This window comes from Falsigemmobacter faecalis (assembly GCF_003863335.1).
In the GTDB taxonomy this organism is placed as follows: Bacteria; Pseudomonadota; Alphaproteobacteria; order Rhodobacterales; family Rhodobacteraceae; genus Wagnerdoeblera; species Wagnerdoeblera faecalis.
The window spans coordinates 36,143-62,615 of the sequence record NZ_RRAZ01000008.1; the positions used below are offsets into that span (position 1 = coordinate 36,143).

Annotated in this window: 19 protein-coding genes and 2 pseudogenes; 11 read left to right on the top strand and 10 right to left on the bottom strand. The window is 63.6% G+C overall.

Annotated features, from left to right (window positions below; genetic code table 11):
- Positions 1–653 precede the first annotated feature (653 nt).
- Positions 654–2,618: a hybrid sensor histidine kinase/response regulator gene (locus tag EG244_RS06940; RefSeq protein WP_158617261.1), complete on the top strand. Its 1,965-nt coding sequence runs from the start codon at positions 654–656 to the stop codon at positions 2,616–2,618.
- A 144-nt stretch (positions 2,619–2,762) separates the two neighbouring features.
- Positions 2,763–3,398: a response regulator transcription factor gene (locus EG244_RS06945; RefSeq protein WP_124964288.1), complete on the top strand. Its 636-nt coding sequence runs from the start codon at positions 2,763–2,765 to the stop codon at positions 3,396–3,398.
- Between the two features lie 701 nt (positions 3,399–4,099).
- On the opposite strand, the gene EG244_RS06950 is transcribed toward EG244_RS06945, so the two are convergent.
- The 5 genes from EG244_RS06950 to EG244_RS06970 form a co-directional block, all read right to left on the bottom strand.
- Positions 4,100–5,407: a BamA/TamA family outer membrane protein gene (locus tag EG244_RS06950; RefSeq protein WP_124964289.1), complete on the bottom strand. Its 1,308-nt coding sequence runs from the start codon at positions 5,405–5,407 to the stop codon at positions 4,100–4,102.
- A gap of 27 nt (positions 5,408–5,434) precedes the next feature.
- Positions 5,435–6,601: an HlyD family efflux transporter periplasmic adaptor subunit gene (locus EG244_RS06955; protein ID WP_124964290.1), complete on the bottom strand. Its 1,167-nt coding sequence runs from the start codon at positions 6,599–6,601 to the stop codon at positions 5,435–5,437.
- On the bottom strand, positions 6,598–8,763 hold the full coding sequence (locus EG244_RS06960; protein WP_124964291.1) for a type I secretion system permease/ATPase: 2,166 nt from the start codon (positions 8,761–8,763) through the stop codon (positions 6,598–6,600). The genes EG244_RS06955 and EG244_RS06960 overlap by 4 nt, the downstream gene beginning before the upstream one ends.
- A gap of 4 nt (positions 8,764–8,767) precedes the next feature.
- Positions 8,768–10,063, bottom strand: a complete 1,296-nt coding sequence (locus EG244_RS06965) for a TolC family protein (RefSeq protein WP_124964292.1) — start codon at positions 10,061–10,063, stop codon at positions 8,768–8,770.
- 193 nt (positions 10,064–10,256) lie between these two features.
- The gene (locus EG244_RS06970) at positions 10,257–12,731 is read right to left on the bottom strand and encodes a hypothetical protein (protein ID WP_124964293.1); all 2,475 of its coding nucleotides are present in this window, start codon (positions 12,729–12,731) and stop codon (positions 10,257–10,259) included.
- A 422-nt stretch (positions 12,732–13,153) separates the two neighbouring features.
- Between EG244_RS06970 and EG244_RS21450 the strand changes: the two are divergent.
- The 3 genes and pseudogenes from EG244_RS21450 to EG244_RS06985 form a co-directional block, all read left to right on the top strand.
- Positions 13,154–13,503 (top strand): annotated as a pseudogene (locus EG244_RS21450) (IS481 family transposase); the annotation flags it as partial.
- 49 nt (positions 13,504–13,552) lie between these two features.
- A pseudogene (locus EG244_RS21455) lies at positions 13,553–13,753 on the top strand (IS481 family transposase); the annotation flags it as partial.
- Positions 13,746–14,081: an NADPH-dependent FMN reductase family protein gene (locus EG244_RS06985; protein WP_124964295.1), complete on the top strand. Its 336-nt coding sequence runs from the start codon at positions 13,746–13,748 to the stop codon at positions 14,079–14,081. The pseudogene EG244_RS21455 and the gene EG244_RS06985, both read left to right, overlap by 8 nt.
- Before the next feature lie 431 nt (positions 14,082–14,512).
- On the opposite strand, the gene EG244_RS06990 is transcribed toward EG244_RS06985, so the two are convergent.
- Genes EG244_RS06990 through EG244_RS07010 form a run of 5 tightly spaced genes read right to left on the bottom strand, consistent with a single transcriptional unit; the run spans position 14,513 to position 19,291 of the window.
- The gene (locus EG244_RS06990) at positions 14,513–15,694 is read right to left on the bottom strand and encodes a M20 aminoacylase family protein (RefSeq protein WP_124964296.1); all 1,182 of its coding nucleotides are present in this window, start codon (positions 15,692–15,694) and stop codon (positions 14,513–14,515) included.
- A gap of 60 nt (positions 15,695–15,754) precedes the next feature.
- Positions 15,755–16,522: an amino acid ABC transporter ATP-binding protein gene (locus EG244_RS06995; protein ID WP_124964297.1), complete on the bottom strand. Its 768-nt coding sequence runs from the start codon at positions 16,520–16,522 to the stop codon at positions 15,755–15,757.
- The gene (locus EG244_RS07000; RefSeq protein WP_124964298.1) at positions 16,519–17,418 is read right to left on the bottom strand and encodes an amino acid ABC transporter permease; all 900 of its coding nucleotides are present in this window, start codon (positions 17,416–17,418) and stop codon (positions 16,519–16,521) included. Before EG244_RS07000 ends, EG244_RS06995 begins: the two co-directional genes overlap by 4 nt.
- Before the next feature lie 5 nt (positions 17,419–17,423).
- Entirely contained in the window at positions 17,424–18,305 is an 882-nt protein-coding gene (locus EG244_RS07005; protein WP_233588925.1) for an ABC transporter substrate-binding protein, read from the bottom strand.
- A 26-nt stretch (positions 18,306–18,331) separates the two neighbouring features.
- Positions 18,332–19,291, bottom strand: coding sequence for an ABC transporter substrate-binding protein (locus EG244_RS07010; RefSeq protein ID WP_124964299.1), 960 nt, complete (start codon positions 19,289–19,291; stop codon positions 18,332–18,334).
- 81 nt (positions 19,292–19,372) lie between these two features.
- On the opposite strand from EG244_RS07010, the gene EG244_RS07015 reads away from it, so the two are divergent.
- The 6 genes from EG244_RS07015 (at position 19,373) to EG244_RS20345 (ending at position 26,463) form a co-directional block, all read left to right on the top strand.
- Positions 19,373–20,713, top strand: coding sequence for an aminotransferase-like domain-containing protein (locus EG244_RS07015; RefSeq protein ID WP_124964300.1), 1,341 nt, complete (start codon positions 19,373–19,375; stop codon positions 20,711–20,713).
- Between the two features lie 860 nt (positions 20,714–21,573).
- Positions 21,574–22,707 carry a C4-dicarboxylate TRAP transporter substrate-binding protein gene (locus tag EG244_RS07020; protein ID WP_233588926.1) on the top strand — a complete coding sequence of 378 codons (1,134 nt, stop codon included), beginning with the start codon at positions 21,574–21,576 and terminating at the stop codon, positions 22,705–22,707.
- A 57-nt stretch (positions 22,708–22,764) separates the two neighbouring features.
- Entirely contained in the window at positions 22,765–23,313 is a 549-nt protein-coding gene (locus EG244_RS07025; protein ID WP_124964302.1) for a TRAP transporter small permease, read from the top strand.
- Positions 23,310–24,620, top strand: a complete 1,311-nt coding sequence (locus EG244_RS07030; protein WP_124964303.1) for a TRAP transporter large permease — start codon at positions 23,310–23,312, stop codon at positions 24,618–24,620. Before EG244_RS07025 ends, EG244_RS07030 begins: the two co-directional genes overlap by 4 nt.
- 63 nt (positions 24,621–24,683) lie before the next feature.
- On the top strand, positions 24,684–25,673 hold the full coding sequence (locus tag EG244_RS07035) for an NAD(P)H-quinone oxidoreductase (protein WP_124964304.1): 990 nt from the start codon (positions 24,684–24,686) through the stop codon (positions 25,671–25,673).
- Between the two features lie 211 nt (positions 25,674–25,884).
- The gene (locus EG244_RS20345; protein ID WP_158617262.1) at positions 25,885–26,463 is read left to right on the top strand and encodes a biliverdin-producing heme oxygenase; all 579 of its coding nucleotides are present in this window, start codon (positions 25,885–25,887) and stop codon (positions 26,461–26,463) included.
- Positions 26,464–26,473 lie beyond the last annotated feature (10 nt).

Below are 26,473 nucleotides of genomic sequence, written 5' to 3' on the forward strand. Positions count from 1 at the left end.
CGCCCGATAAGGCCATCCTCTGTGTGTGCTGAGACTGGCTTCACCGGCGGTCACCGCCCCGGTGAAGCCGCAGATCGGGGGCTCGGCTCTGTGCTCAGGCGTGTCCGGGGGCTGGCACGTTGATCGGGCTGGTGTTGTCGGGAGTATCCGGGGATCGGCGCGGCCGCGGACGGGCCGGCGCGCAGACAGGCGCTGCAGGGGCGGAACCCGTTTCCTTTCCTGTCTCCGATCGGCCGCGCCAGGATAGCTGCGCCTGACGCAGAGGTGCATCCAGGATTCGGGCGTTCACTTTGCATCTGCGTCTCTGCCGGTCAGTTTGAGGCGCAGACCCCGACACGGCGTCAACTGACCGTAGCCCTGGCTTTGCAGGCGTCTCCACGGGATCCACACCGCCGGGAATAAGCGTTCCTTTAACCGCTGCTGCCGTTTCCCTGGGGGAAGCACAGTAATAAGTATGTTTATCTATTCATCTCGATACCATAGTATGTGATGATATCTCAGACGCGCAGGTCCGGACTTCTTCAACGGACGGCACGCCCCAGGGGCCTCAGATCCCGCTTGTCCGGTTCGGGCGGGCAGATCACAATAGCCCGGCTGGCGTTGCGACAGCGCCGGAACCGCCGATGACCGCCCGATGCTCAGGAGATCTGCCCTTGCCATCCACGCTCCCAGAGGTCCCCGCCGCCCGCGACCGTCAGCGTCAGGCAGAGGCCGCCCGTCCCATTCTTCAGGCACTGGCCCGCGTGATGGTGACCGACCGCCGCGCGGTCACGCTGGCGAGTGCGCGGGGCGAAATCCTTCTGGCCAATCTCTCGTCGCAGCGCCTTGGAATCGACCGCGACGGCCTTTTGCAGCACCTCGACTGGGAGGCGCTTTGCACCATGGCGCGCCGCTCGGGCAGTGCGGCGGCGCGCTGGCAGCAGGAGGCGCATTGCTTTGAGGGCGAGGTGGTTCATGTGCCGCTGGGCTCCGCCGAAGGCTTTCTGCTGCGCCTGGCGGAAAGCGATCAGGAATCGACCTGGCTGCGCAACCGGGCACGGGCGGCAACGCTGATGCGGGTGGCCCATGACCTGCGCACGCCGATTCAATCCCTGCTCGCCTCCGCCGGGGCGCTGACCCGCAGCGACGGGCCGGGCCTCACGGAAGAAACGGCGCAGCGCATGCGCCGGGCGGCGGGACTGGCGCTCGATCAGGTCTCAAACGTGCTCTCGGTGATCCGCGGTGAGCAGAGCCTGCGCGGCGGGCAGCCTGACGAGGACTTCCGCCTTGTTGAGGAGGTCTCGGCCCTCGTCTCCCTGGTCGAGCCGATTGCCGCAGCCCGGGCGACAGAGGTGGTGCTGACCCTCGACACCCCCGCCGATCTGACGCTGCACGGGCCGCTGCGCTTTGTGCGCGCGCTGTGCCAAAATCTGATCGACAATTCCGTCAACCACGGTGGCGGGCGGGTTGAGCTGCGGCTGAGTGCGGCCGCGCTCAGCGCCGCTCTGCCGCTGACGGATGGCGGGGGCGATTTGTGGCGCGTGCGGATGGAACTCTCTGACGAGGGCGGCGGACTGCCGCCTGAGCACCGCGCTCGGCTGGCCGAGGCTCTGTCGCGCCAGGCGGATGCGGAGGGGCGCGACATCTCGGGCAGTGATCAGCGCCCCTCGGCGGGGCTGAGTGTGCTTGCTCATGCGCTGCGTCAGCTGGGCGGTGAAATGACGGTCGCGGACCGCGGTGCCGATGGGGCCGCCCTGCCGCCCCAAAGCGAAGAGCGGGTGATCGGCACGGTGTTCACCGCCACCTTTACCCTGCCACGCGCCCCCGCCCTGCCGCAGTCCGCAGCGCAGGGCGCGGGGGGCCGCCCGCTGCCGCTCTCAGCCCGACAGATTCTGCTGGTCGAAGACAGCCCGTCGAGCCGCGACTGGATCAGCCATATGCTGCGGCACTCGGGGGCTGAGGTGACCGCCGTCGGCTCAGGCCCGGAGGCGCTCGCGCTGCTGGCGCGGGTGGAATATGCCACCCGGATCGACCTGGTGCTGACGGATGTGACCCTGCCGCGGATGACGGGGATCGAGCTTGCAGCCCGGCTGAGCCACGGCGATGCCGCCGCCGCCCTGGTCTGGCGCGGTCCGGTTGTGGGGCTGACGGCCCATGCCGATGACCGCATTCGGGCGGCCTGCCTGCGCGCGGGCATGGCGACGGTGCTGGAAAAGCCGATCCAGGCGGATGATCTGGCGGCGGGGCTGACGGCCGTGCTGAACGGTGCCGCTCCGGCGGCCCCGCGCGCCGCCGCTGCCGGCCCTGCCGGGGACCGCCCGCTCGATGGGGAGGTCACGCAAAGCCTGATCGCGCAGATCGGGGTGGAGCCGGCACGTGGCTTTATGCTCCGCGCGCTGCGCGAGGCGCGCCAGGTGCTGCCGGAGCTGCGCCGCGATGGCCCGGGCCCCGATACCGGTCGCCGCCTTCATGCCGCGACTGGAGCCTGTGGGCTGACGGGCCTGCGCGCGGTTGAGCGGGTGCTGCGGCAGGCGGAAGCAGAGGTCGCCGTCACGAATCCCCGACTTGAGCCGCTGTGCCGTCTGCTGGTTGATGCACTCAACCGGACGGAACAGGCGATCGGAGAGCTTCCATCATGACGAAACCATCTGTCGCGCCTCTGCGGAATGCTGTATCCCGAACTCCGCTCTGCCCTGTCACAGAGGTAAGGCTTTTCAAGGCTTTGCCCGGACATGGCCGCGCGCTCAGAATGACTGCCAACGGATGTGCCAGAGGTCACAAGAATGAATGAGAACCAGACCGCTGTGATCCGCCTGCTGATCGCCGATGACCATGCCATGATCCTTGAGATGCTGGCGATGTATCTTAATGGCGTCGCCGATATTGAGGTCAGCACGGTCCCGGATTTGCCGCGCGCCCTTGAAGCCATGGAGGCGCAGGGGCCTTTCGATCTGGCTCTGGTCGATTTCGATATGCCCGGAATGGACGGTCTGAACGGTCTGGCAAAAGCGATTGAGAAGAACGCCGGCCGCCCCGTCGGCATTCTGACCAGCAGCCCGAGCGCGCGCGTCGTCGAGGAGGCCATGGCCATGGGCGGCGCGGGGATCGTGTTGAAAACCGCCTCGCTGAAGAACCTGCCCAATGAGATCCGCTTCATGGCGGGGGGCGGGCGCTATCTGCCGATAGAGCTGATCGGAATGCGCGCAGCCGTCCCCGAGGAGCCCTCGTCCCCCCTGTCGAAGCGCGAATTCAGCGTGCTGAAACTGCTGGCCGAAGGCATGCCCAACCGGGAAATCGGCGCGGCTTTGTCGCTCGCAGAGCCGACGGTGAAGATGCATGTGCAGTCGGTCTGCCGTAAGCTGGGCGTCAGCAACCGCACCCAGGCCGTGATCGCCGCGCGGGATCGCAAGCTGATCTGACACTGGAGGTTTGCCTGTCGGGGGCAGGGGCGCTCATCTGTTTGCGCGTGCCCGCGGGTGATAAAAACCGAAGGCTCCCGTGCCTTGAGGCGGTCAGGGATTGAAGGCCCGCCGGTCCCGTGCACCGCGCGGGCTCGGAAGCCGCCTGTTTTGAACAGACCCCCCGTTTTATGCGCATCAGCCCTCTGATCTGCAGACCCAAAGCCGAAGGGCCCTGCCTTCTCAAGTGTATCCCCTGGCTTCATGCTGCATCAAAGCGCCATGACCACCCAGGCCATGCGAACTGAGGGCTTGCCCGCCATCGGCTCAACCGCAGGCCCGAAGGATCTCGCAGGTCGAAGGCCCGTCCGCCATCTGTCCTGAGCCCGCGGGCCAATTTCCCTGTAAGCGGATCGGGCCTGCGGCGTTGCGGCCCCGCGAACCGGGGGTCGATCGTATCAAACGCACATAGGTCCCGATGGGGGTGTGCGACGGAAAGATGTGACGGGGCATCTTCCGAAGCGTCATTTGGCGGAGGGCAGTCAAAAGCCCCAGGGCCGATCACCGTTTGCCCCGCCGTCGCTCGCTGCGATGGAGGATGGGCCACATCGGTCAATCGGCAATGAAAATTGACCGCGCAGGTGGGGCATGCCTCAGTGACACTCTGCAATCAGGGCCGGGAAGGTCGGGGCAGGTCTGCGCCACACCCGGCGGGCCCCCGGTCAGAAACGTGCGGCAGCGGAGAGGCCGAAGACCTGTCTGCGGTCGCCGGTGACCCTTTTCAGCGGGGTTGCGATATAAAGCGAGACCGGGACATTGCTCACATCAAAGCTCAGCGACAGGCCCAGACTGGTGCGCAGCCGCGCTGTGTCGTCGATCACGCCCCCGAGGCTGTCTGACAGACGCCAGGCCGTGCCGGCATCAAGAAACACCCCCGCCGTCAGACCCTTGGCCAGATCCACCGGCAGGCGGCGTTGCATCTCAAGGGTCGCGCTCAGCCAGCGCTCGCCGCCAAGGCGGCTGCCCTGGTGGATGGGGCCGAGGCCGCGGGGCGCGAAGCCGCGCAGGGTCTCGCCACCGGCAAAGCCGCGGTCCTGGGCGTTGGGCAGCGCCCCGCCGAGGCCGCGCACCAGCCCGCCGCGCAGAGCGGCCGTGACGCGGTAATCGGAGCCGAGCGGCTGCAGGTAGGCGGTCTCGATGCGCAGCTCGCTCAGCCTGCGGCCGGTGCCGAGGTTCCACAGATAGCTCTCGACCCGCAGGCTTGCGCGGGGGCGGCGGGCGCCTTCCTCCGCGCCCTCAGGGGCGGCGGGGGTCGCATAGTCGAAGGCAAACCGCAGGAAAGGCGCTTTGACCGCCCCCGCCTCCTGGCGCAAAAGCGGGCTGGCGCCGGGCTGAACGTCGTAGAGACGCTGATCCCGATATCCGATGCCGCCCTCAAAGCTCAGCGCGGGATCTGCTTCCCAGAGCGCCCAGAGCTCTGCGATATCGCTGCGGGCAGAGAAATCCAGATCGCCATAGCGCTCGCGGGTGCCGCCGATATCGAGGGCGAATTTCAACCCGGCCAGGCTGGGTTTTTGCGCATAAAGGCTGAACTGATAGGCTTTATAATCCTCGCTCCAGGTGTTGCGGACCGCAAGCCAGGTGCCGGGGATCAGATTGAGCTGCTCATAATTCAGCGTGCCGCTGAGGCCGTAGTCATTGCTCCAGGCCAGACCCGCATCGATCCGGCCGGGGCGCAGCGGAACTTCACGGACTTCGACCAGCAGAACATCGCCCTGGGGGGTCAGGGTGACCTCTTCAAAGACGCCGGTGTACATCAGGCAGTCTTCAATCGCCGCCAGATCCACCGCATCAAGGGCCACCCCCTCCAGCTCGCCGCAGGTCTGCCGGATATCGGCTTCGGGGATAAACTCAGCGCCGCGGATCTCGGCCGTCGCGTAGCTGCGAAAGCCGCTCTCCTGCGCGAGGGCCGGGGCAACAGGGGTGAGGGCCGCGAGCAGCGCGGCAGCGACGGGGGCAGATCTCAGCATCAGATATTCCGGCAAAACTTCCGCTCCTCAGCGCAACCGGGCGCGCAGCAGCGGGCGGGTGAGATAACTCAGGATCGTCTGGGTGCCGCTTTCAATATCGACCTGGGCGACCATGCCGGGACGGATCGGAAACTCTTCGCCAAAGCGCTCAAGATAGCTGCGCTCGGTCTGCACCATCACGCGGTAGAAGTTCTGTTTGCCCGAAGGGGTGTCTTCTTCCACGGTATCCTCTGAGATCTGGGTGACCACGCCGCGCAGATCGCCATAGACCGCGAAATCATAGGCGGTGATCTTCACGCTGGCGGGCATCTCGGGCGCGATGAAGGCGACATCGCGGGGCAGGACTTTCGTCTCAATCAGCAGTTGATCGTCCAACGGGGTGATCTCCATAAAGGCCTCACCGGGCTGCACAACGCCGCCGATGGTGGTGATCTGGATATTGTTGATCCGCCCCTCAACCGGGCTTTTCACCACAGTGCGCGACAGCTCATCTTCCTTGCGCACCACCTCTTCCTGCAGGGTCGCCAGACGCGCGCGGCGGGCGGCGAGATCGCGGTAACTGTCCTGGACATAGCCGTTGCGGGCTTCATTGATGCGCCCGTCAATCTCGGCCAGCTTCTGGCGCAGCTGAAGCGTTTCCATCCGGCTGACGGCGCCGCGCTCTGCCAGAGGGCTGGTGATGTCGAACTGCTCCTGCAGGGCCTGGCGTTCATCTTTCAGCGCCGCAAGCGAGGCCAGAAGCCGGGTGCGCCGCGCCGAAAAGAGCCGCAGCTCGGTCTGCTCGGCCAGGGTGGGCTCGGGGCCGAAATCGAGGGTTTCGGCCTCCATGACTTCGGCCTCAAGCCGCGTCACCTCTGCCTGAAGGGAGTCGATCTCGCTGCGTGCGGCCAGAAAAGCCGCGCGGGAGCGGGTCGGGTCGAGCGTGGCAATGGTCTGACCCTCGCGCACGATATCGCCTTCGCGCACGAGAATTTCGCGCAGGATGCCGCCCTCAAGGCTCTGGATCGTCTGCATGCGGCGCATCGGCACCACGCGGCCGTCCCCCCGGGTGATTTGATTGATCTGCGCCAGCGCCGCCCAGGCAATCGCGATCACCACGGAAAGAAACACCAGCCGGATGGTCCATTTCGCCCGCCGCATGGCCGCGCGGCGATAGCTGCCGTCGATATGGCTGCTGCTGATGCTGTCGCTCATGACACGACTTGGACACTCGATTGTGCCACCTTGCCCGAGCGTGCGGCATTGAGGATCTGCAGCAGATCACCGTCCCGCGCGACCTGGCCGTCTTTCATCACGATGGCGCGGCGGGTCAGGCCCAGAACTTCGCGCTTGTGGGTTGAGATGATGGCGGTGCGCCCCTCAAGCCAGCCGCGCAGGAAGGTGATCACCTTCGCTTCCGTCACATGGTCAAAGGCCGAGGTCGGCTCATCGAGCAGCACCACGCGCGGGTCCTGCAGGATGACGCGCGCCAGACCGATGGCCTGTTTTTGCCCGCCCGAAACATTGGCATTGCTGTGGATCTGCAGATCGAGCCCGCGCGCATGGCGGCGCACATAGGGACCAAGGCCCACGGCATCGAGGGCGGCCAGCAGCTCTTCGTCGCTGTGCAGCGCATGATCGAGCAGCAGGTTGTCGCGCAAAGTGCCCTGAAACAGCGCCACATTCTGCGGCAGATAGCCGATCTGGCGGCGGCGGTCGATCGGATCAATCTGGCTCAGCGCCAGGTTGTCGACCAGAACCGCGCCGTCCTGGGGATCGGTCAGGCCCGCCAGCAGGCGCAGAAGCGTCGATTTTCCCGCACCATTTCCGCCCAGAAGGGCCACTTTATCGCCGGCCTGAATAGCCAGCTCGCGGATGTTCACCACCGGGGCGGCATCCGGGTCGTGGCGGTATTCCACCTGATCAAGGCGATACGACCCCGCCATGGCAGGTGCGCGGACGTAATCGCGGTCTGCCGGACGTTCCACCGGCAGCTTCATGATGTTATCAAGGCCTTCCATCGCCGCTTTCACCAGCTGCCAGCGCGACAGCAGACCCGCCACCTGCGCCATAGGCGCAAGGGTGCGGCTTGAGAGCAGCGTGCAGGCGATCAGACCACCCACGGTCAGGCTGCCCGCGTCGATCAGATAAACGCCGACAATGACCACCGCCGCATAAGAGAACTTCTGCACCGAGGAGACAATCTGCGTCATCAGATTGCTGAGGCTGCGGCTTTTGACGGCCGTGGTGGCCATGGTCGCGGTCAGCTGGGCATAGGCGCGCTGCAGGCGCCCTTCGGCGCGGGCGGCTTTGACGGTCTCAAGATTGGAGACGGTTTCAAGCAGCAAACCGTTCAGCGCGGCGGCTTCGCGGGTGCTTTCGCGCGAGGCGGCGCCAAGGCGGCGCTGCATCAAAAGGCCCGGAAGCACACTGAAGACGACCGCCAGGATACAGACCGTCGCCATCATCGGCCCGCCGAGCCAGGAGAGCACGCCGACAAAGATCAGCACGAAAGGGATGTCGCACAGCGCGGTCACGGTGCCGGAAGTAAAGAACTCCCGCACCGTGGCGAAGTCGCGGACCTGGTTGGCAAAAACCCCGGTCGATTTCGGCTGATGCGCCAGGCGCAGGCTGGAGACATGCTCAAAAAGCTGCGACGAGAGCCGCAGATCCAGATCACGCCCCGAGACATCAATCAGCGAGGCGCGCATGATCCTGAGCGAAATCTCCAGCACAATGGCGATGCCGACGCCGCTCGCGAGGATCCACAGGGTGTCAAAGGCCTGGTTCGGCACCACGCGGTCATAGACCTGCATCGAGAAAAGCGCCGTGCCGATCGCCAGCAGGTTCGCCACAAAAGAGGCGATCACCACATCGCGGTACACCGGCCAGTTGTCGAGCACCGGCCCGATGATCCAGTGGCGCCCGCTTTTCTTCGCATCATCCAGGCGGCCTGAGACGATGTCGATGGGTTTTGAGATGATGACGCGCCCGTCCTGGCGGCTTTGCAGATCCGCCAGCGGCCAGCTGACGCGGCCACCGCCGGTCTGCGGCAGGATCACATGGGCGTCCGCGCCGCGGATCCGCTCCAGCACAACGGCACTGCCGTCTTTCAAAAGGATCAGCGCCGGCAGGCTGTAGTCGGGCAGGGCGCTCAGCGCCTCATGGCTGACCCGACAGCTCATATTGACGCGGCGCAGGGCAAGTGCGGCGAGTTCGGGCTTCAGCGCCTCGCCCTTGCCGCGCGGCAGGCCGTCCGTCAGACGCTGCGCGGAGGCGGTGATGCCATGGACGCGGCAGAGTTCGATCAGACCGAGAACAACCGGATCGCTTTCGGGGAGAATTGCAGCAGTGGCGCTGTCCGGAGCGATGGCCATCGGGTCAGTTTCCTTTGCTGCTTGCCAGGATCAGCGTGCCCAGCACGCCCAGATCGAAGGCCGCTTCATATTCGGCACGCTTGCGTTCCTCATAGGTGGCGATCCGGTCCACCTGGGCGTCATAGAGATCCCGCCCGGTGGTCAGAAGGTCGATCAGCTGGCGCTGTCCGGTGATAAACTGCGCCTCATAGCCCGAAAGCACATCATTGGCCTGCGCCAGCTGCCGCGCCTGAGAGGCTTCGCGCGCGCGCAGCACCGTGATGCGTTCCAGCGCGCTGCGCACGGCATTGGCCAGATTGCGGCGCACGGCTTCCTGGTTGGATTTTGCGGCCTCAGCGGCCAGACGCGCAGCCTCCATCTGACGGCCGGTGATCGCCCCCATGCCGACATCAAGCCCGGTCGAGAGCCCGACCGAGGTCCGGGTGCGGCCGCGGTCAATATCGCCGCGCACCTGGGCCTGAAGGCGAATGGAGGGCAGCCGCGCGGCGCGGGCGAGCTGGATCTCAGCCTCAGCCCGACCGGTCCCGGCCTGAGCCGCGATGAACTTCGGCGCAAGGCGGATTGCAGAGGCCACGGCATCGCTGCGGCTGTAGCGGCGGAGGAAGTCGAGGTCGGGTGCAGGGCGCAGCGCCCCCGACGCGCGGCCCATCAGGAACTCAAGCTGCGCAAGGGCGAGTTTTCGGTCGCTTTGCAGTTGAACAAGGCGTTCTTCGGTGCGCGAGACTTCCAGCCGCGCGCGGGCGACCTCTCCCAGATCGCCGCTTCCGGCCAGGGCTCTCGCCTCGGCGTGATCGCAGATCCGCGTTGCAAACCGAAGATACTCCTGCGTGTGGGTTATTTTGCGGTTAATCACTTCGACGTCGATGAAGTAACCGGAGACATCGAGAGAAAGTTCCTCAACCCCAGATTTTAATTCTGCAACGGCGGCAATCCGGTCCTGCGAGGCGGCGGCAATCGTGCTGCTGACGCGCCCCCAGTCAAAAATCATCTGCGACACCGTCAGGGTCACCCCCGGCCCGTCGGTCGAGGTGGTGGCGGTATCGGCAGAAAGTCCTATGCGGGGATAGCGCTCATCGCGGGCCGCCTCAATTTCCACACCGCGGCGGGCCACTTTATGGCGCAGGGCTGTGATGCCGGGATCCCGCTCAGAACTGGTGAGGACCGCTTCGCTGAGCGCGGTCTGAGCGACCGCCTGAGAGCCCGAAAAAGCCACCGCCGCTGCAACCAGAGCAATACTGCCCTTCCGGAGGAGTGTGCGCGGCTGCACAGGCCTTGCAGACAGCGACAGAGCGTTTGTCATGTGTTTTACAATTCGGCGCACGACAATTCCTTTGTCAACGGGCAATACGTCACCGGATCCCGGCAAAACCGGGACTTCAGGGCGCAGCGCCCAGGAAAAGGTGCGTTACAGTTTAATGTTTAGAGATTTTAATGAATGAGAGGAAGCAGCATTGTTTCCGGAGTGGAAAAATTCCTCAATGGTTGTGAGGGATTTAACCCTGCTGCTCCTCTGACTGCAGGTCCGGCTGCAGCGCAGCATCGGCGAGGGCCGAATAGACCTCCACCTCTGCATCCGCCGCCCCGAAGAGGGTCCGGAGTGCGCCATCCACGGAGGGCGCGAGACCGAAAAGATCGCCCAAATCCGCCGCGCTGCCGCCTGCGACATCTTCAAGAATGGCACTCAGCGGATCGGCCACGCCCGCCAGCGCGCGCTCACCGCTGTCAAGGATTTCATTGAGAAGATCATCGAGTTCCGCATCCGGCCGGGTCTCTGCCGGCACCGCAGGTTCGAGCAGTCCGGGCGCTGCCAGAGTGCCGGTGAGGGTCAGCCCCAGAAGCTCAGAGAGCAGATCTTCGCCGCCCGTTTCAGCGCGGTCGGCGATGCCATCCGTCCCGTTGAAAAGCTCGGCGAAAAATGCCGCATCGGGCGCGCCAAGCAGGTCTGCAAGCGCGTCATGATCCCCCGGAAGCATGTCACTCGCCGCATCGCCGATCAGGGTGCTGAGGAAGTCATCAGCGTCAGAGTTCTCGTCAGGGTAGAGCGTTTCCGCATCCTGAACGGGAATTGCTTCCTGCTGTGATGATCCACGGTTGCGCCACCCGCCAAAGAGACCGCCCAAAAGCGAATCAACAACATGGCCAACCGGTCCGAGGCTGTTGAGCACCGGGGTCAGTGTCACGTCCAGAATACCCCCCCCGCCGACAAGCGGATTGAGCAGACCCGAAAGCAGTCCGTTCTCATCCAGCAAAGGATCGAGGAGCGTCGGCAGCAGCCCGTTTTCACCGATCAGCGGCGTCGACAACTGGTCCAGAAGCCCGTCTTCACCGACCAGCGGCTCCAGCACATAGCGCAGCGCGCCCTCATCGCCGACAATCGGGCCGAGCAGCGTTCCGGCCACCCCGTCAGGTCCCAGAAGCGGCTGAAGAACGCCCGCCTGGACAGTGCCAACAACCGAGGTCAGCGGCCCTTCCGGCCCGATCAGCGGTGTCACCACATCCGCAAGGGTGCCGCCCGTGCCGGTCAGCGGCGAAAGCAGGCCTCCGAGAAGGCCGTCATTGCCCGGCAGCGGCGCCAGAACAGCTTCAGAGAGCCCGCCTGCACCCTGAAGCGGGCTCAGGATCTGCGTGGTCAGACCGCCCTCTCCGATAAGCGTTCCGAGCAGACCGCTCACCAGACCATCGGCACCCACCAGCGGTGCCCCTACCTGGCCAGGCGCGCCGTTTTCGCCGAAGACGGGCGTCAGAATGCCCTCGGACAGCGAGTCCGCCAGCCCGGCTGTCACGCTGGTTTCACCGCCCGGCGGCGACAGCAGGCCAGCCAGCAGGCCGCCCCCCCCCAGCAGCGGGCTCAGCAGGCCGCCGATGATCCCGTTGTCACCCAGAAGCGGCGAAAGCAGCGTCTCACTCAGCCCGCCCTCACCGAGCAGCGGGCTGATCAGCCCGTCGCCGAAGGCCCCAGTCACCGTGCCGACCAGACCGCCGGCGCCGCTCAGCGGTGCCAGAAGGCCGGGCAACAGCCCCCCTTCACCGAGAAGTGGCGCGGTGATGCTGCCAATCACACCACCTTCGCCCAAAAGCGGGTTCAGCACCCCCCCGGTCAGCCCGCCGATCAGGCCCCCGACCAGACCGCCCTCTCCCAGAAGGGGCTCGGTCAGGCCGCCCAGCAGCCCGTCAGATCCGAGAAGGCCGTCAAGCACCCCGGTGAGCAGCCCGCTCTCACCCAGCAGCGGGTCCAGCAGATTGCCGACCAGACCGTCCGGTCCGAGAATCGGGTTCACAATCGAGCCGACCACACCGTCGCGGCCGAGAAGATCGCCCACCAGACCGCCAACCGGGGCCAGCACCGCCGTTACAGCGCCGGTCACCGGGGTCAGAATACCGCCCGCCAGGGGGGGCTGCGGCGAAGCGCTGTCCATGCCACCTGCGCCCGGACGCGGCAGCGCGGATATCAGGGGGCTGTCGCTCTCAGGCAGGGTGATATTGCTGGCGATCTGCACCGGCGCATCGCCTGCACCGCTGGTTTCGCGCAGCGGCTTTGCGGGCGCAAAATAGGCCGAAGGCGGCGGCGCAACCGGGGTTTCAACCGGGACGACCGGGGGGCTAACCCCGGCAGTGCTGCCAGGGTCATTCAGCGCCACAGCCTCAGAGAGCTGAGCGATTTCAATTGCTTGCGGATCACTTTCGGGATGTGCCGGCTCTGGCGTGCCCTCAGCTGCGAGCGGGGTCTGCGCGCCGTCGGTCAGACCCTCAGCCGGCTGGCCGTCCTCGGGGGCAGGCGCCGCTTCGGCGCGCGATTGCATGGCCAGACCAAGGCCGATGGTCGCCGCGGTGATGCTGGCGACAAAGCCATCGCCACCGCTGCGCGATGCCGCCTGCTCAGGCACTGCGGCGCGGCCGGGCTGCAGCGCGGCCGCCTGCTGGGCCGCACGCGGCTGATCGTCGGTCGGTCTGATTTTATCACCAGCCATCAGGGGACCTCACAGCAAAGCTGTAGAAACGGAAGGGTCGCCCAGCCGAAAGACAGGGCAAATGAGTTATGAACATACTAGCGTATGTATTTCCTCTCAGCTATCAAAAAAATCCCGCTCAATGCGAGAGTGACGGTCTTTCGGACGGATGTGGTGCGGCGGCAGCAGATCACTGCCATATCGGTCCTCTTGCGCACCCATGCTAGGTGTTTGATCCCACGGATTGATGGTGTGATCCTGTCAAGGGAATGGAAGGATGCCCTATGGGACAAATTCGTCATGGAAGCGCCACGATCGAGCCATGGCACGCCACTGGTCCGAGTGACCATGGCGAGGGCACGCCGTCCGAGCTGCTATACAGTGATCGCAGGTCGAAGACCTGCCCGCCATCGGTTCGAGGGCGGGTCTGAGGGCTCTCGGAGTTGAGCCGGGAACTCGGGATAAACCCGAAGACGGTCGTCAAGTGGCGTAAGCGGACTTCCGTTGAAATCAGAAGACGGGGCCAAAAGAGCCTCGTTCAACGGTTCTGACCGAGGGAGAAGAGGCTATTGTGGTGGCCTTCCGGCGCCACACTCTGCTGTCCCTGGACGACTGTCTCTATGCCCTCCAGCCCAGCATCCCGCACCTCAGCAGATCGGCCCTTCATCGGTGTTTACAGCGGCACGGGACCTCAACGCTGGAGGATGTCAGCGGCGACAAACCCAGGCGGCAGAAGTTCAAGCGCTACCCGATGGGCTTCTTCCACATTGATATCGCCGAAGTGCAGACGGCTGAAGTATGAGGAGGATCAGAAAACGATCCGGGGGATCGTTTTCCTGCTGAACGTCAAACGTTTCCACTATCAGCATCACCAGCAACTCAAGGCACACTTGGGCGACCATATGGCTGCCTGTAACTACGCCCGCAGGCTGAAGACCTGCAACGGCCTCACGCCCTGGGAATACATCTGCAAAATCCGGACTTCAGGGCCGGAAAGATTCATCCTCAATCCGATCCACCAGAGGCCGGGACTGAATGCCTAACGGCGAGATGGAGATCATTCTCTGGCCGATCCGGAACGGGATTTTGCGCTTTACCGGCTTTGACGTTCTGCCGCCGCAGATCAGCTATTCGGTCAATTATCGCAGCGAGGCTGAGCGCCAGGCCATGATCTCCGATTGGGAGCGCCGCCTTGAGGGCCTATTCGACGGGGCTCCGATCCCCTTCAACGGGCGGGACGATTACCTGAATGACTGGCGTCTGAAGCCGGGCATTGCCCCGCTGGCGGTCGGTCAGATGCGCGCGCAACCGGCCGTGACCGGCCCGGAGCGGCCAGCGCAGAAAGCACCGGCCGGTGATGAGCCCGACTGACTAACCAGGCCGGATGAGGTCACTGATCTCAGGGGGGCAAAGAGGATCGGGGCAAGTCTGCGGCGGTGACCATCTGCAGGCGGGCCCCCAAGCTCAAACACCTGGCGACCGAACTGGCCTGGATCGTTCTGTCGTTCGCCTCTCCTTTGGTCAGGCAAAGAAGATCGGCGGCATTGCGCAGGCTGTCTTGAGGCTGATCACGGTCACGAACAGTCTGACCGTGTCGCAAGGTTACCCGGTCCTTGCGGCGCTGGCGGGCGTAGCGCAATGCCCGGACAATCTTATGCAGAGACAGACCAGACGGACTGGATGCCGGCGGTATCAACCGGCTCTAACGACGCCTGATCGGGCGTATGTGCAATATCTGGGGTGCCTGCACAGGTTTCCGCCCCGTCACCCCGTGGCGGGGCGGAAACCCGGGGGTGCAGGCGTTACTGCGCCAGATAGCGCTCTGCCAGACGGGCCCAGAGCGCAGCGCCCGTGGTGAGGGCCTCGTCTGAGAAGTCGTAGTTCGGGTTGTGCAGCATGGCGGAATTCACGCCATTGCCGAGACGCAGGAAGGCGCCGGGCTTATGCTCGAGGTAGAAGGCAAAGTCTTCGCTGCCGGGGATCGGCGGACACAGTTTGACGCGATCTTCGCCCAGCAGTTCACGCGCCACTTCCGTCGCAAAGGCGGTCTCCTGAGACGAGTTCCACACCACGGGGTAGCCGCGCTCATAGTCCACCTCCGCCTCAGCCTCAAAGGCGGAGGCGACATCACGGGCAACACGGGTGATGCGCTCCTGCAGGCGGTCCCGAATGTCGGCGTCGAAGGAACGAATGCTGAGCTGGAATTCGGCGCTGTCGGGGATGACGTTGGCAACCGTCCCCGCATGGATGGTGCCCACCGTCAGCACCGCCGCGCGCGTCGGGTCAATCGAGCGCGAGACAATGGCCTGCATGGCCACCACGATCTGACAGGCAATCATCACCGGATCGATGCTCAGATGCGGACGCGACGCATGACCGCCCTTGCCACGCACGGTGATTTTTGCAGAGTCCCCCGCCGCCATCATTCCGCCTTCGCGGGTCAGGACCACACCCTCTGCCTCGCCGGGGTGGTTGTGAAGGCCGAAGATGGCATCAAATGGAAAGCGCTCAAAAAGTCCGTCCGCGATCATCGCGCGGGCGCCGCTGCGCTGCCCGGATTCCTCAGCGGGCTGGAAGATCAGCGTGACGGTGCCATTGAAACGGCGGGTGCGCGCCAGATAGTCTGCGGCCCCCAGCAGCACGGTGGTATGGCCGTCATGGCCGCAGGCATGCATCACCCCAGGGGTCAGGCTTTTCCACGGCAGATCCCGGGCCTCCTCGATGGGCAGAGCATCAATATCTGCCCGGATCGCGACCGAGCGGCTGCCGGTTCCCACGGTCATACGCGCCACCACGCCGTGGCCGCCGACATTGCGCGTCACCTCATAGCCCCAGCCCTCCAGCCGGTCGGCGATATAGCGCGCGGTTTCGGCTTCTTCGTGGGACAGCTCAGGATGCTGGTGAAGCCAGCGCCGGGTGGCGATCAGCTCTTCTTTCATCGCCTCGAAGTCTTCTGTGCGCGCATAGGCGTTGTCGGTCATCATCAGATATCTTTCCGTAAATTCCTGCAAAGCAGCCGGAGGAGTAATCTCCCCCGGGGCCGGTCATATGAAACGTGCAAGGAAGGCCTGGGTGCGCGGATGCTTCGGAGCCACAAGGAGTTCCCCGGGTGGTCCTTCTTCGATAATATGGCCGCCGTCCATAAAGACCACGCGGTCTGCGGCCTCTTTTGCGAAACCGATCTCATGGGTCACCACGATCATCGTCAATCCCTGGGTCGCGAGATCGCGCATGGTGGCCAGAACCTCTCCCACAAGTTCAGGGTCCAGCGCCGAGGTCGGCTCATCAAAGAGCATCAGCTTCGGCCGGATCGCAAGCGCCCGCGCGATGGCCACGCGCTGCTGCTGCCCGCCGGACAACTGCCGGGGATAGGAGTTCTCCTTCTCCGCAAGGCCGATCCGTTTGAGAAGCTCGCGCGCATGGGCCACGGCGGCCGCCCGGGGCTCGCGGTGAATGCCGACCGGCGCTTCGATGATATTTTCCAGCACGGTCATATGCGGATAAAGGTTAAACTGCTGAAAAACCATGCCGATCCTGCGGCGCTGCCGTGCGGCGGCGTCGGGTTTCAGCTTCAGCAGCTTCTGCCCGGCATGGCGGTAGCCCATCTGCTCCCCGTCGACGAGGACGGCACCCTGCTGGATGTCTTCGAGATTGTTGATGCAGCGCAGAAACGTGGATTTCCCGGAGCCCGAGGGGCCAAGGATCACCACAACTTCCCCCGGCGCCACATCCAGACTGATGCCCTTCAGAACCTCAAGCTGATCAAAAGCTTTATGCACATTAAGGGCCTGGACAAGCGGTGTCTGGCTCATAGGTCTGCCTCCGTCTGGGGGGTGGTCAGCCGGCGGTCACTTTTGGCGTAATAGCGCTCAATAAAGCCCTGGCCGATATTCAGCACGGTGGTGATGATCAGATACCAGAACACCGCAACCAGCAGCAGCGGCACGACTTCAAAGGTGCGGTTGTAGATCGACTGCGCCGCATAAAGCAGATCCGACATCGCAATGACCGAGACCAGCGAGGTTGCTTTCACCATCGAGATCAGCTCATTGCCGGTCGGCGGCACGATGGAGCGCATCGCCTGGGGAATGATGATCCGCCACAACGCGCGGCCCCGTGTCATGCCAAAAGCCGAAGCCGTTTCATTCTGCCCGCGATCAACCGAGAGCAGCCCGCCGCGGATAATTTCCGCCATATAAGCTGCCTCATTGAGCGCGAGCCCCAGAATGGCTGCGGTCATCGGCGTGATCAATGCATTGGTCTCCCAGCTGATCAGCGCCGGGCCAAAGGGGATCGCCAGGGAGATATGGGGGAACAGCGTTGAGAGGTTGAACCAGAAGATCAGCTGCACCAGCAAAGGTGTGCCGCGGAAAAACCAGATGAACGCCCCGGCGGCACTTTTGGCCAGACCGTCATTCGACAGCCTGGCCACCGCCAGCAAAAGCCCCAGCACGGTGCCCAACACCATCCCCACCACTGTCAGGATCAGCGAGAAGCCAAGGCCGCGCATAATATCGGGGTGAAAGAAAAACTCGCGGATCACCGGCCAGCGGAAATTGGCATTGATGGCGCAGATCCAAAGAAAGTTCGCCAGGAACAGCAACACCACCGCCCAGGCCGCGATGCGGCCATATTGGACGGGCTGATGCGCCGCGCTGACGTCCTGCCAGGCAGGGGCCTCTGCGCGGGACGGGGAATGCAGGGTCATTTCCGTCATTTCCCGAGATTGATGCCCGGTTCGAGCAGCATGTTATTCTCAAGGCCCCAGCGGGTCATGATTTCCTGATAATGGCCGCTTTCCTGCAGCAGTTTGATCCCCTCAAGCAGGACCGGCCCCAGCGGCGAGCCCTTTTGGACGACCGCGCCCTGGAACAGGTCATCAAACCCGTTGGATTGCCCAACACCGGCAAGCTCCAGCTCGCCGTTCGACTGCTGTACAAAATAGCTCAGCGGGGCCTGTGAAGAGAAGAAGGCATCGGCACGCCCCGAGCGCACGGCGAGGATCGAAGTGGGCTGGTCGGTAAAGGACTGCACGACCAGCTTGGGCTGGCCATTCTTTTCGCAGTCTTCCGCAGCCCGGGTAATCACGCGCTCGGCAGAGCCGCCCGCCATGACCGAGATCCGCGTGCCACAGGCGGTTTCCAGCGAGGTAATGCCCGCCGGATTGCCGGCTTTCACAGCGAAAACGACATATTCCTTGACCCAGTCCACGAAATCATTCGCCTCCTGGCGGGATTTGAAATCGCCGACAGGCCCGAGAGCAAAGTCAAAGCGACCCGCATCAATCCCGGTCAGCCGCGCGGGCAGCCCGCCCACGGTTGAATGCTCAATCTTCACGCCGAGGATTTCGCTCAGGGCGTCGGAAAGATCGGCAGAGGCACCGTTCAGTTTCTGCCCCTCAAGGATTTCATAGGGCGGAAAGGAGCCATTGTTGACCGAGATCATCTTTCCCGCGGTGCGGAATTTCTCGGGCAGCTGATCGTGCAGGGCCTGGTTTTTGCTCAGAGGCGGCAGGTTGCTTTGCTGCGCCAGTGCCACGCCCGAGACGGCGAGCAGAGCGGTGGCAGCGAACAGGGTGGATTTCATCGCGCGCATATCAGTCTCTTTCTCTCAGCTGTGGCTCAATGGGCCGAAAAATTCGGGAAAAGATCGTCAACGGTGATCCGCCGGGCACTCAGACCCTGTGCAAAGAGTTCTTCGCAGAAATCGTCGATCATCCGCGCATTCGCCGGAAGACCCGAGCGGTTCCAGTCTTCGGGCAGCGCACGGGCGGTGCGGGCCAGCTCGTCAAACATCCAGGGCGTGGTATCCGCATATTTCCGCCGCTTGCTCAGCCACATCTCCTGCGATGCGGCCAGAAGCCGGCTGAGTTCATCCGCAACCCAAGGATTTTGCGCCACAATATCGGCCTTCAGGGTGACAAGATGCATGCCAGGCACATAGCCGACATCGCGGAAATAAGCTTCCTCGGCAGCCCTGTAATCCGGCTGCAGCTGGCGCAGACCACTGGCCGGGTCGAAAAATCCATCCGGCATGAAGGGCGTGCAGACGGCATCCAGAAAGCCCTCCCGCAGCAGATCGACCATCGGCCGCTCCTCGGGGCAGGCCTCAATGCGGCCCTCACGACCAAAGCCGTCGAGGCGATCGGTGATCGGATGCGCTTCGGTCAGCCGACCTGCATACCAAAACGCGTCCTCAACCCCCACGCCTTCGCGGCGCATCAGCGCCCGGGTCCAAGTATTGCCGGAATCGCGCCAGCCGGTCACCCCGATGCGCTTTCCTTTCAGCTCACCAAAGCGGGTGAGCGGGCTGTCTGCCCGGGTGATCACGCAGCGATTGCGAAACCCGCGCATGATAAAATTCGGTATCCCAACGAGCGAGGTGTCATTTTCCAGCCGCAACTGGCTGTAGCGGCTGAAGGAGGCCTCCGCGCCCTCATAGGCGGGGTCACGTCCGACATGGTTCACCAGGGTGCCCACGCGGTCGATCTCAAGTTCCAGTCGGTCGGACTGCAGATCCCCTACGACAAGCGGGGTCAGATAGTCCCAGTCCCGCATCGCAAGGCGTAATTTTAATACCATCAGAAAATCCCCGACTGTCTTTCGTAAAGAATTTTTGTTATTATTGTTAAAATCAATCTTTATTATGTTATTGAACGATAAATGATCGAAAATCAGCACCAAACCAGCCTTTCTGCCGCCGAACTTGCCGCCGCTTTACCGGACCGGACGCTGGCGGGAATCACCATGGGGCTCCGGGCCCTGATCAAGGCGGGCCGTTTGCCATTGGGCAGCAGGCTGCCGACCGTGCGGGAGGTGGCGCTGGAATGCGGGGTCTCGCCCGCCACGATCTCGGCGGTCTGGCAGAACCTGCAAAAGCAAAAGCTGATTGAAAGCCGCGGGCGCAACGGGTGCTGGATCTGCGGGCAGCAAAGCCGGATGACGCCCGCGCGTTTCGCCAGTTCGGGCCATTTTTCCCGCGATGTGCTGAATCTCTCGCTCGCGGTGCCGGATGCGCGGCTGCTGCCGCCACTGCAGACGGCCCTGTTGCAGGGCGCGCAGGCGGAGGATCTGAACTCCTATGAGCGCATCGCCATCTTACCTGCCCTTGAGCGGGCGGCGCGGCGGCTCTGGCCCTATGAGCCAGAGGCTTTGCTTGCGACCTCGGGGGGCTACAGCGCCATCCACACGCTTTTTCACGCCCTGTCTTTTGCCTGCTGCCGCGTTGCGGTGGAAGAGCCGACCGGGCTGCGGCACCTCGATATCCTTGAGGATCTGGGCTGTGAAATTCTGCCGGTGGCGACCGACAGCGAAGGCCCTTTGCCAGAGAGCCTGGCCCGGGCGCTGCATAAACAGCCCGTCGCCTTTCTTTTTGAGCCGCGACAGCATGCCGTGACCGGGCAGCGCGTCACCCCTGCGCGTCTCGCGGCCCTCGGCGATGTCCTTGAGGGCCGTGAAACGCTGATTATTGAGGATGACGGCATCGGCTCTCTGTCGAGCGTTGCGGCGCAATCGCTGGGAGGGCGCTTTCCGGAGCGGGTCATCCACGTTCTGAGCTTTTCCAAAAGCCATGGCCCCGACCTGCGGATGGCCGTTCTGTCCGGTCCCGCTGAGATTGTGGAAAGCATCCGGGCCTATCGGCTTTTCAGCTCGGGGTGGTCGAGCCGGATTTTGCAGGGCGCGGCAGCCTGGCTGCTGGAGGATGCCGGGACCAGCGCCCTGGTGACACAGGCGCGCGAGATCTATAACGCGCGCCACAGCGGGTTTGTCACCGGAGTGCAGGCCCTCGGCGGCGCGTGTCAGGCGGGAGCAGGACTGTCCGCCTGGCTTCCGGTGCGCTCCGAAACCTTTGCCGTTGTGACCTTCGCCGCACATGGAATCGCCGTCTCGCCCGGCAGGCGTTATGGAACGAAAGAGTTGAACCACGTCCGCATCGGAACCAGCACGCTCGAGGGGGATCTTCTGGAGCGTGTGGTGGAAATCTCCCGGCTGGCCAGCCAGTAGACATGCGCCGCCGTCAGACCAGCGGCCGTTTTTGAGCAGCACCGGCCCGATGACGACAACCGCCTCACCCCGCGGCGTTTGAGGCCCCGGGCTGTCACCATTGCGCAAAGGTCTGACTTTCCTTTCGGGCCTGGGCAGAGCGCAGTCTCTGGCCGGTCGTTCACCTGCACATCGCGATCAAGCGAGGCGGCGTGTCGGCTCGTCAGCCCGGGTCATGGATATGGATTGTCAGGACTTCAAAAGCCACAGCCTGAGCGCCGTCAGCCCCTGCACCCGCCTTGTCCGGACGACTTCAAGCGCCGGTCCGGCCCCGCAGGACGAGGCGGAGCCTGTGCAACAAAGTTTGGCTGCCGAAGTGGCACTCCAGGCTGCCTCTTCATGGAAAAGGCAAGACGGGTCGAAGCTGCCGACTATCTTTCAGATGGAAAGCCCGGTTTCCAGGCCAGGTGGAACCGGCGCTGTCCCAGGCAGGCTGTCTCTCAGCGCACCGCAGCACGTGCAGGGCGTATTGCAGCAGCACCAGTTGGCCGGGCGGAAAACCGCAGGCACTTCGCCATCCCGGTATACTGGTATGCCCAAATAACAGGCTGAAATTAAATGATAAAATAATAATGCAGCAAGGTCTGGCTACGGGTCAGGCAACCGCCTTCGGGAGGATTTACTGAAGACAGCCTGGACCTCAGATTGCCAGGGCAGACAGGATTGTCAGACATTTATCTGGACAGCTTCGCCCTTCCCGTGCCTGATAAGCGGGGGTCTGCTGCACTCCGATTCTGAACGCGGAAGAGGAGCCGCGCGAAGAACACCCGACCACCTCAGGTGGCGGGCCAGATCAGCGCAGCATCAGGGAGAGCAACACAATGATACGCCACGCCACTGCCGCGCTGCTTTTATCCGCAGCTTTCAGCCTGCCCGCCACTGCGAAGAACCTGAATTATGCCCATGGCTATCCGGCGGAATCAGCCGTTGGTAAAGCGGCCGTCACCTATGCCGATCGGGTTGAAGAGAAATCCGGCGCTGCGCTGAAGGTCAAACCCTTCGCCATGTCGCTGCTGAGCCTGAGTGAAACCGGCCCTGGCCTGCGCGATGGCATAGCCGATGTCGGCTATGTGCTGACGCCCTATTATTCGGCCGAATATGCCACCAGCCTTTTGCTGCATGAGATGAACCTGCTGGTGAACCTTGGCCAGGACAAAGGCATCGAATCCTTCGCCTATGCCGGCGCGATTGCGGATTACACGCTGAACGGCTGCCCCGAGTGTCAGGCGGAATTTACCGCCCAGAACCAGGTCTATACCGGGACTGGCGTGACCTCGCTTTATGGCCTGCAGTGCAAATCTCCGGTCGCCAAGATTGAGGACCTGGCGGGCAAGCGCGTGCGGACCGCGGGCGCAGGCTTTGTCCGCTTTGCCGAGCATTTCAAAGCCGTCGCCGTGCCGCTGCCGATCAATGAGGTCTATGAGGCCCTGTCGCAGGGGGTGATCGACTGCGCCATGCTCAGCGCGCCGGAACTCATCAATTACAATATGTTCGACGTCGTCACTGATGTAACGCTGAACGTGCCGGGCGGGCTTTTTGCGGGTGTCGCGGGGACCAATGTCAACCGCACCGTCTGGCAGGGCCTTTCCACCGAAGAGCGCGCTGCGCTGATCTGGGGGGGAAGCCATATGGCCGCCGCCATGACCTGGAACTTCGTCGAGCAGGAGGCCGAAGCCATCCGCATGGCGCAGGAAAAGGGCATTCGCGTTCACACCCCAGATGAAGCCATGCTGGCCCCGGTACGGGCCTTCGTGGAAAATGACCTCAAGACCATGGTCGATGTGTTCAAATCGACCTACCGGGTTGATCGCACCGCCGAGATCGCCGCTGAATTCCCCGTTGTGCTTGAGCGCTGGCGGGGTCTGGTGGCCGGAGTGACCTCCTATGAGGATCTGCAGAAGATCTATTGGGATGAGCTTTACTCCAAAATCGATCCAGCGACCTACGGGATGTAAGGGAGCATCCGCCCTGCGCCACGGGCGTGGGGCGGGCTGACAGGAAAGATCACTCTGATGACAGCCTTCACCCTTGGGTTGACCCGTCTGAGCAACTGGACGGCCGCGCTTGCGGCTGTCGCCGTGGCTCTGCTTGTGCTGCATGTCACGATCGATGTGACCATGCGCTACCTCTTTAACGCGCCGCTTGCCGGCACCATTCTCTACGTCGCCTCCTTTTATATGGTCGCCATCGCCTTTCTGCCCCAGGCGCTGACCGAAAAGGACGATGCGCAGATCTCGGTCGATCTGCTTTACGACTATTTCCCCCCCGCTCTGCGCCGCGCGGTGCTGAGCTTTGGCTATCTGTTGACCGTGGTGGCGGCAGGGCTTCTGGCGGTGCGGACCGGCCAGGAAGCGCTGAGCAAATATGCCCTCGGCACCTTTTCGATTGAGGGACAGACCCGCATCATCACCTGGCCCAGCTATTTCCTGCCGCCTCTGGGCTTTGGATTAATGACGCTGGTGGCCTTTTGCCGGCTTCTGCTGTCGCTGAGCCCTGGCGCGCCCGGGATGCCGCGGACGCCCGTTGGCGGTGAAACCGGAGACGGGGAGACGATCCTTTGAGTGAACTTCAGATTGCTTTCCTTTTTCTTGGGCTGCTCTTCACGCTTATTCTGATCCGCATCCCGATCGGGATCTCGCTGATCCTGGTGTCCTTCGGGGGCCTTTGGTCGCAGATGGGCTGGAATGTCGCCTGGGGCTCGCTGGGGGTGGTGCCGCACAGCTTTGTCTCCAGCTGGGTGCTGAGCGCGATCCCGGCGTTTTTGTTCATGGGCTTCATCTGCTATCACACCCGCATGACCCAAGGGTTGTTTCAGGCCGCCCAGATGTGGCTTTCGGGGCTGCCGGGCGGGCTGGCGATTGCCTCGGTGCTGGGCTGCTCGGGCTTTGCGGCGGTGACGGGATCGTCGCTCGCCTGCTCAGCGGCGATGGGCAAAATCGCCATTCCTGAGATGATGCGCCACCGCTACAGCGCTGAACTGGCCACCGGAACGGTGGCGGCCGCCGGGACGATCGGGGCACTGATCCCGCCGTCCATTCTGATGATCCTTTATGGCATCATCTCGCGCCAGCCGGTCAGCCAGCTCTTCCTTGGCGGCCTCGTTATCGGGATTATAACGATGGTGGCCTATTCGCTGATGATCATGATCCGGGTCAAACTGAACCCGGAGCTGGCCCCGAAAGTCGGGAATTCCGCCACCTGGGCCGAGCGGTTTGCCGTTCTCTCCGGGACCTGGCCGGTCTTCGTCATCATCATTGGTGTGTTTGCAGGCCTTTTCGGCGGCATTTTCACCCCGACAGAGGCCGGAGCCTTTGGCGCGGCCCTCGCCTGCGCAGTGGCCCTTCTGCGCCGGACCATGACCTGGTCGGCGCTGCGGGCGGCGATGATTGAGACCCTGGTCACCACGGCCTCGCTGATGATCATCTGCGTCGGTGCCAGCCTTCTGGCGCGGTTCCTGACATTGTCCGGCACCGGCGATGCGCTTTCGGATTTCATCCTCTCCTTCGGGGCCTCGCCCTATGTCATCATTTTCGGCATCGTGCTGGTCTATCTGCTGCTGGGCATGGTGCTAGAGCCGATCGGGGCCATGCTGCTGACCCTGCCGATTGTGATTCCGCTGGTCGCGGAAACCGGATTTTCGCTGATCTGGTTCGGCGTGGTGCTGACGAAGCTGCTGGAGATCGGGATGATCACGCCGCCCGTTGGCATGAACGTTTTTGTTATCAAGGGCGTGGTCGGAGATCAGGTGAAGCTGACGACGATCTTCCGGGGCATCTTCTGGTTCCTGGTCGTCGATCTGCTGATCGTGCTTTTGTGCGTGATCTGGCCCGATGTGATCATGTTCCTTCCCAAGATGATGGCCCGCTGACCTTTCTGAGAGCGGCGGGCACTGCGCCCGCTTCGCGCGCGTTTTGACGAAATGGACGAAACCATGCAAATTCCCCGAATGATGCAAGTCGTTGAAATTACAAAGCCAGGCGGCCCCGAGGTGCTGAAACCTGCAGAGCGCCCGGTGCCGCAGCCGGGCCCGGGGCAGATCCTGATCCGCCTGCATTGGGCGGGGGTAAACCGCCCCGAAGCGCTGCAGCGCGCGGGGGTTTATCCGCCGCCGCCCGGGGCCTCAGACCTGCCCGGTCTGGAAGGCGCGGGGACCATCGCAGCGCTTGGCGAAGGGGTCAGTCAGTGGCGCGTTGGTGATGAGGTCACGGCGCTGCTGCCGGGGGGCGGCTATGCGGAATATGCCGTGACCGACGCGCGCCACGCCCTTCCGGTCCCCGAGGGGCTGTCGATGAAAGAGGCCGCCGCCCTTTGTGAAACGCTGTTCACCGTTTACAGCAACCTCTTCACAAGGGGCGGCCTGAAGGCGGGCGGGCGGGTGCTGATCCACGGCGGATCAAGCGGCATCGGCACAACAGCGGTCCGGCTGGCCGCGGCGGCGGGCGCGCGGGTGATCGTCACCGCAGGCTCTGAACAAAAATGCCGCGCCTGCCTCGATCTGGGGGCTGAGATTGCGATCAACTACCGCGAAGAGGATTTCGTCGCCCGGCTTCAGGCCGAAGGCGGGGCGGATCTGATCCTCGATATGGTCGGTGGCAGCTATCTGCCCCGCAATATCGAGGCCCTCGCCCTTGATGGCCGCCTGGTGGTAATTGCCTTCCTTGAGGGCACCATCGGCGAGCTGGACCTGCTGAAGATGATGCAAAAGCGCCTGACGATTACCGGCAGCACGCTGCGCCCGCAAAGCCCCGAAGCGAAGGCCAGGATTGCGGGCGATCTGCTGCGCGATGTCTGGCCCATGATCCGCGACGGGCGCTTCCGCCCGGTCATGGATGAGGAATTCCCCCTCGCAGAGGCCTGGCGCGCGCATGAGCGGATGGAAAGCTCGGTTCACATTGGCAAGATGGTTCTGAAGATCTGCTGATTGAGCTGAGGCTCACCCCGACGTGACCGGCGCTTATGCCGGTCACGGATATCTCTCGTGACCCAAGGCGTGGGCGCCCATAAAAGACAGGTTCGTCTGAGCTGCGCAATCAGTCGTGCGAACTTCTTCGGAGATCGTATTTCACGTCGAAATACGATTTGCCTCTGTTCTGCGGTCGTGCGACGACGTGGGAGTAAGGTTCGGAGACGGTATGCAATACACGACTCGTCAGATTGCCGCTGCATCGGTGCTGAGTGATCTTCGCACCGCGACCCGGGGTCTTCACGAGGCGCTTGAAAGCCGTTTTGACGCCATTGCCGAGCTCTCCGACGACCGCAGACGCCCCCTCGCCATTCAGCGCTATGCTCAGTTCTACACTTCGGCGCACGCGGCCCTCCACGACCTGCTGGCGGATGTCCGAAACCTGTCATTTTCGACCCGCGCGGAGAGCTGGCTGGCGCTCGGCGCGTCGCTGCCCTTAAATCTGACGGCACCGGGCCTCACCCGGCCTGAAACGCAGGCCGAAGCCCTGGGGGCGCTTTATGTGGTCGAAGGCTCTGTGCTCGGCGGGCGGATCATTCAAAGAACTCTGCGGAGCAAAGGGATCAACGATCCGGGGCTGAATTTTCTTGACCCCTATGGCGAGGAAACCGGACGCATGTGGCGCGGGCTTATCGAGGTGATCGAGCAGGCGGGCGCGCAGGCCCCCGCAGAGCGGCAGGCGATCTGTCGCGGCGCCGTGCGCGGGTTCCAGGACGCCCGCCGCATTCTTTGTGGCGATCCGCTGTGACGCCCGCGCA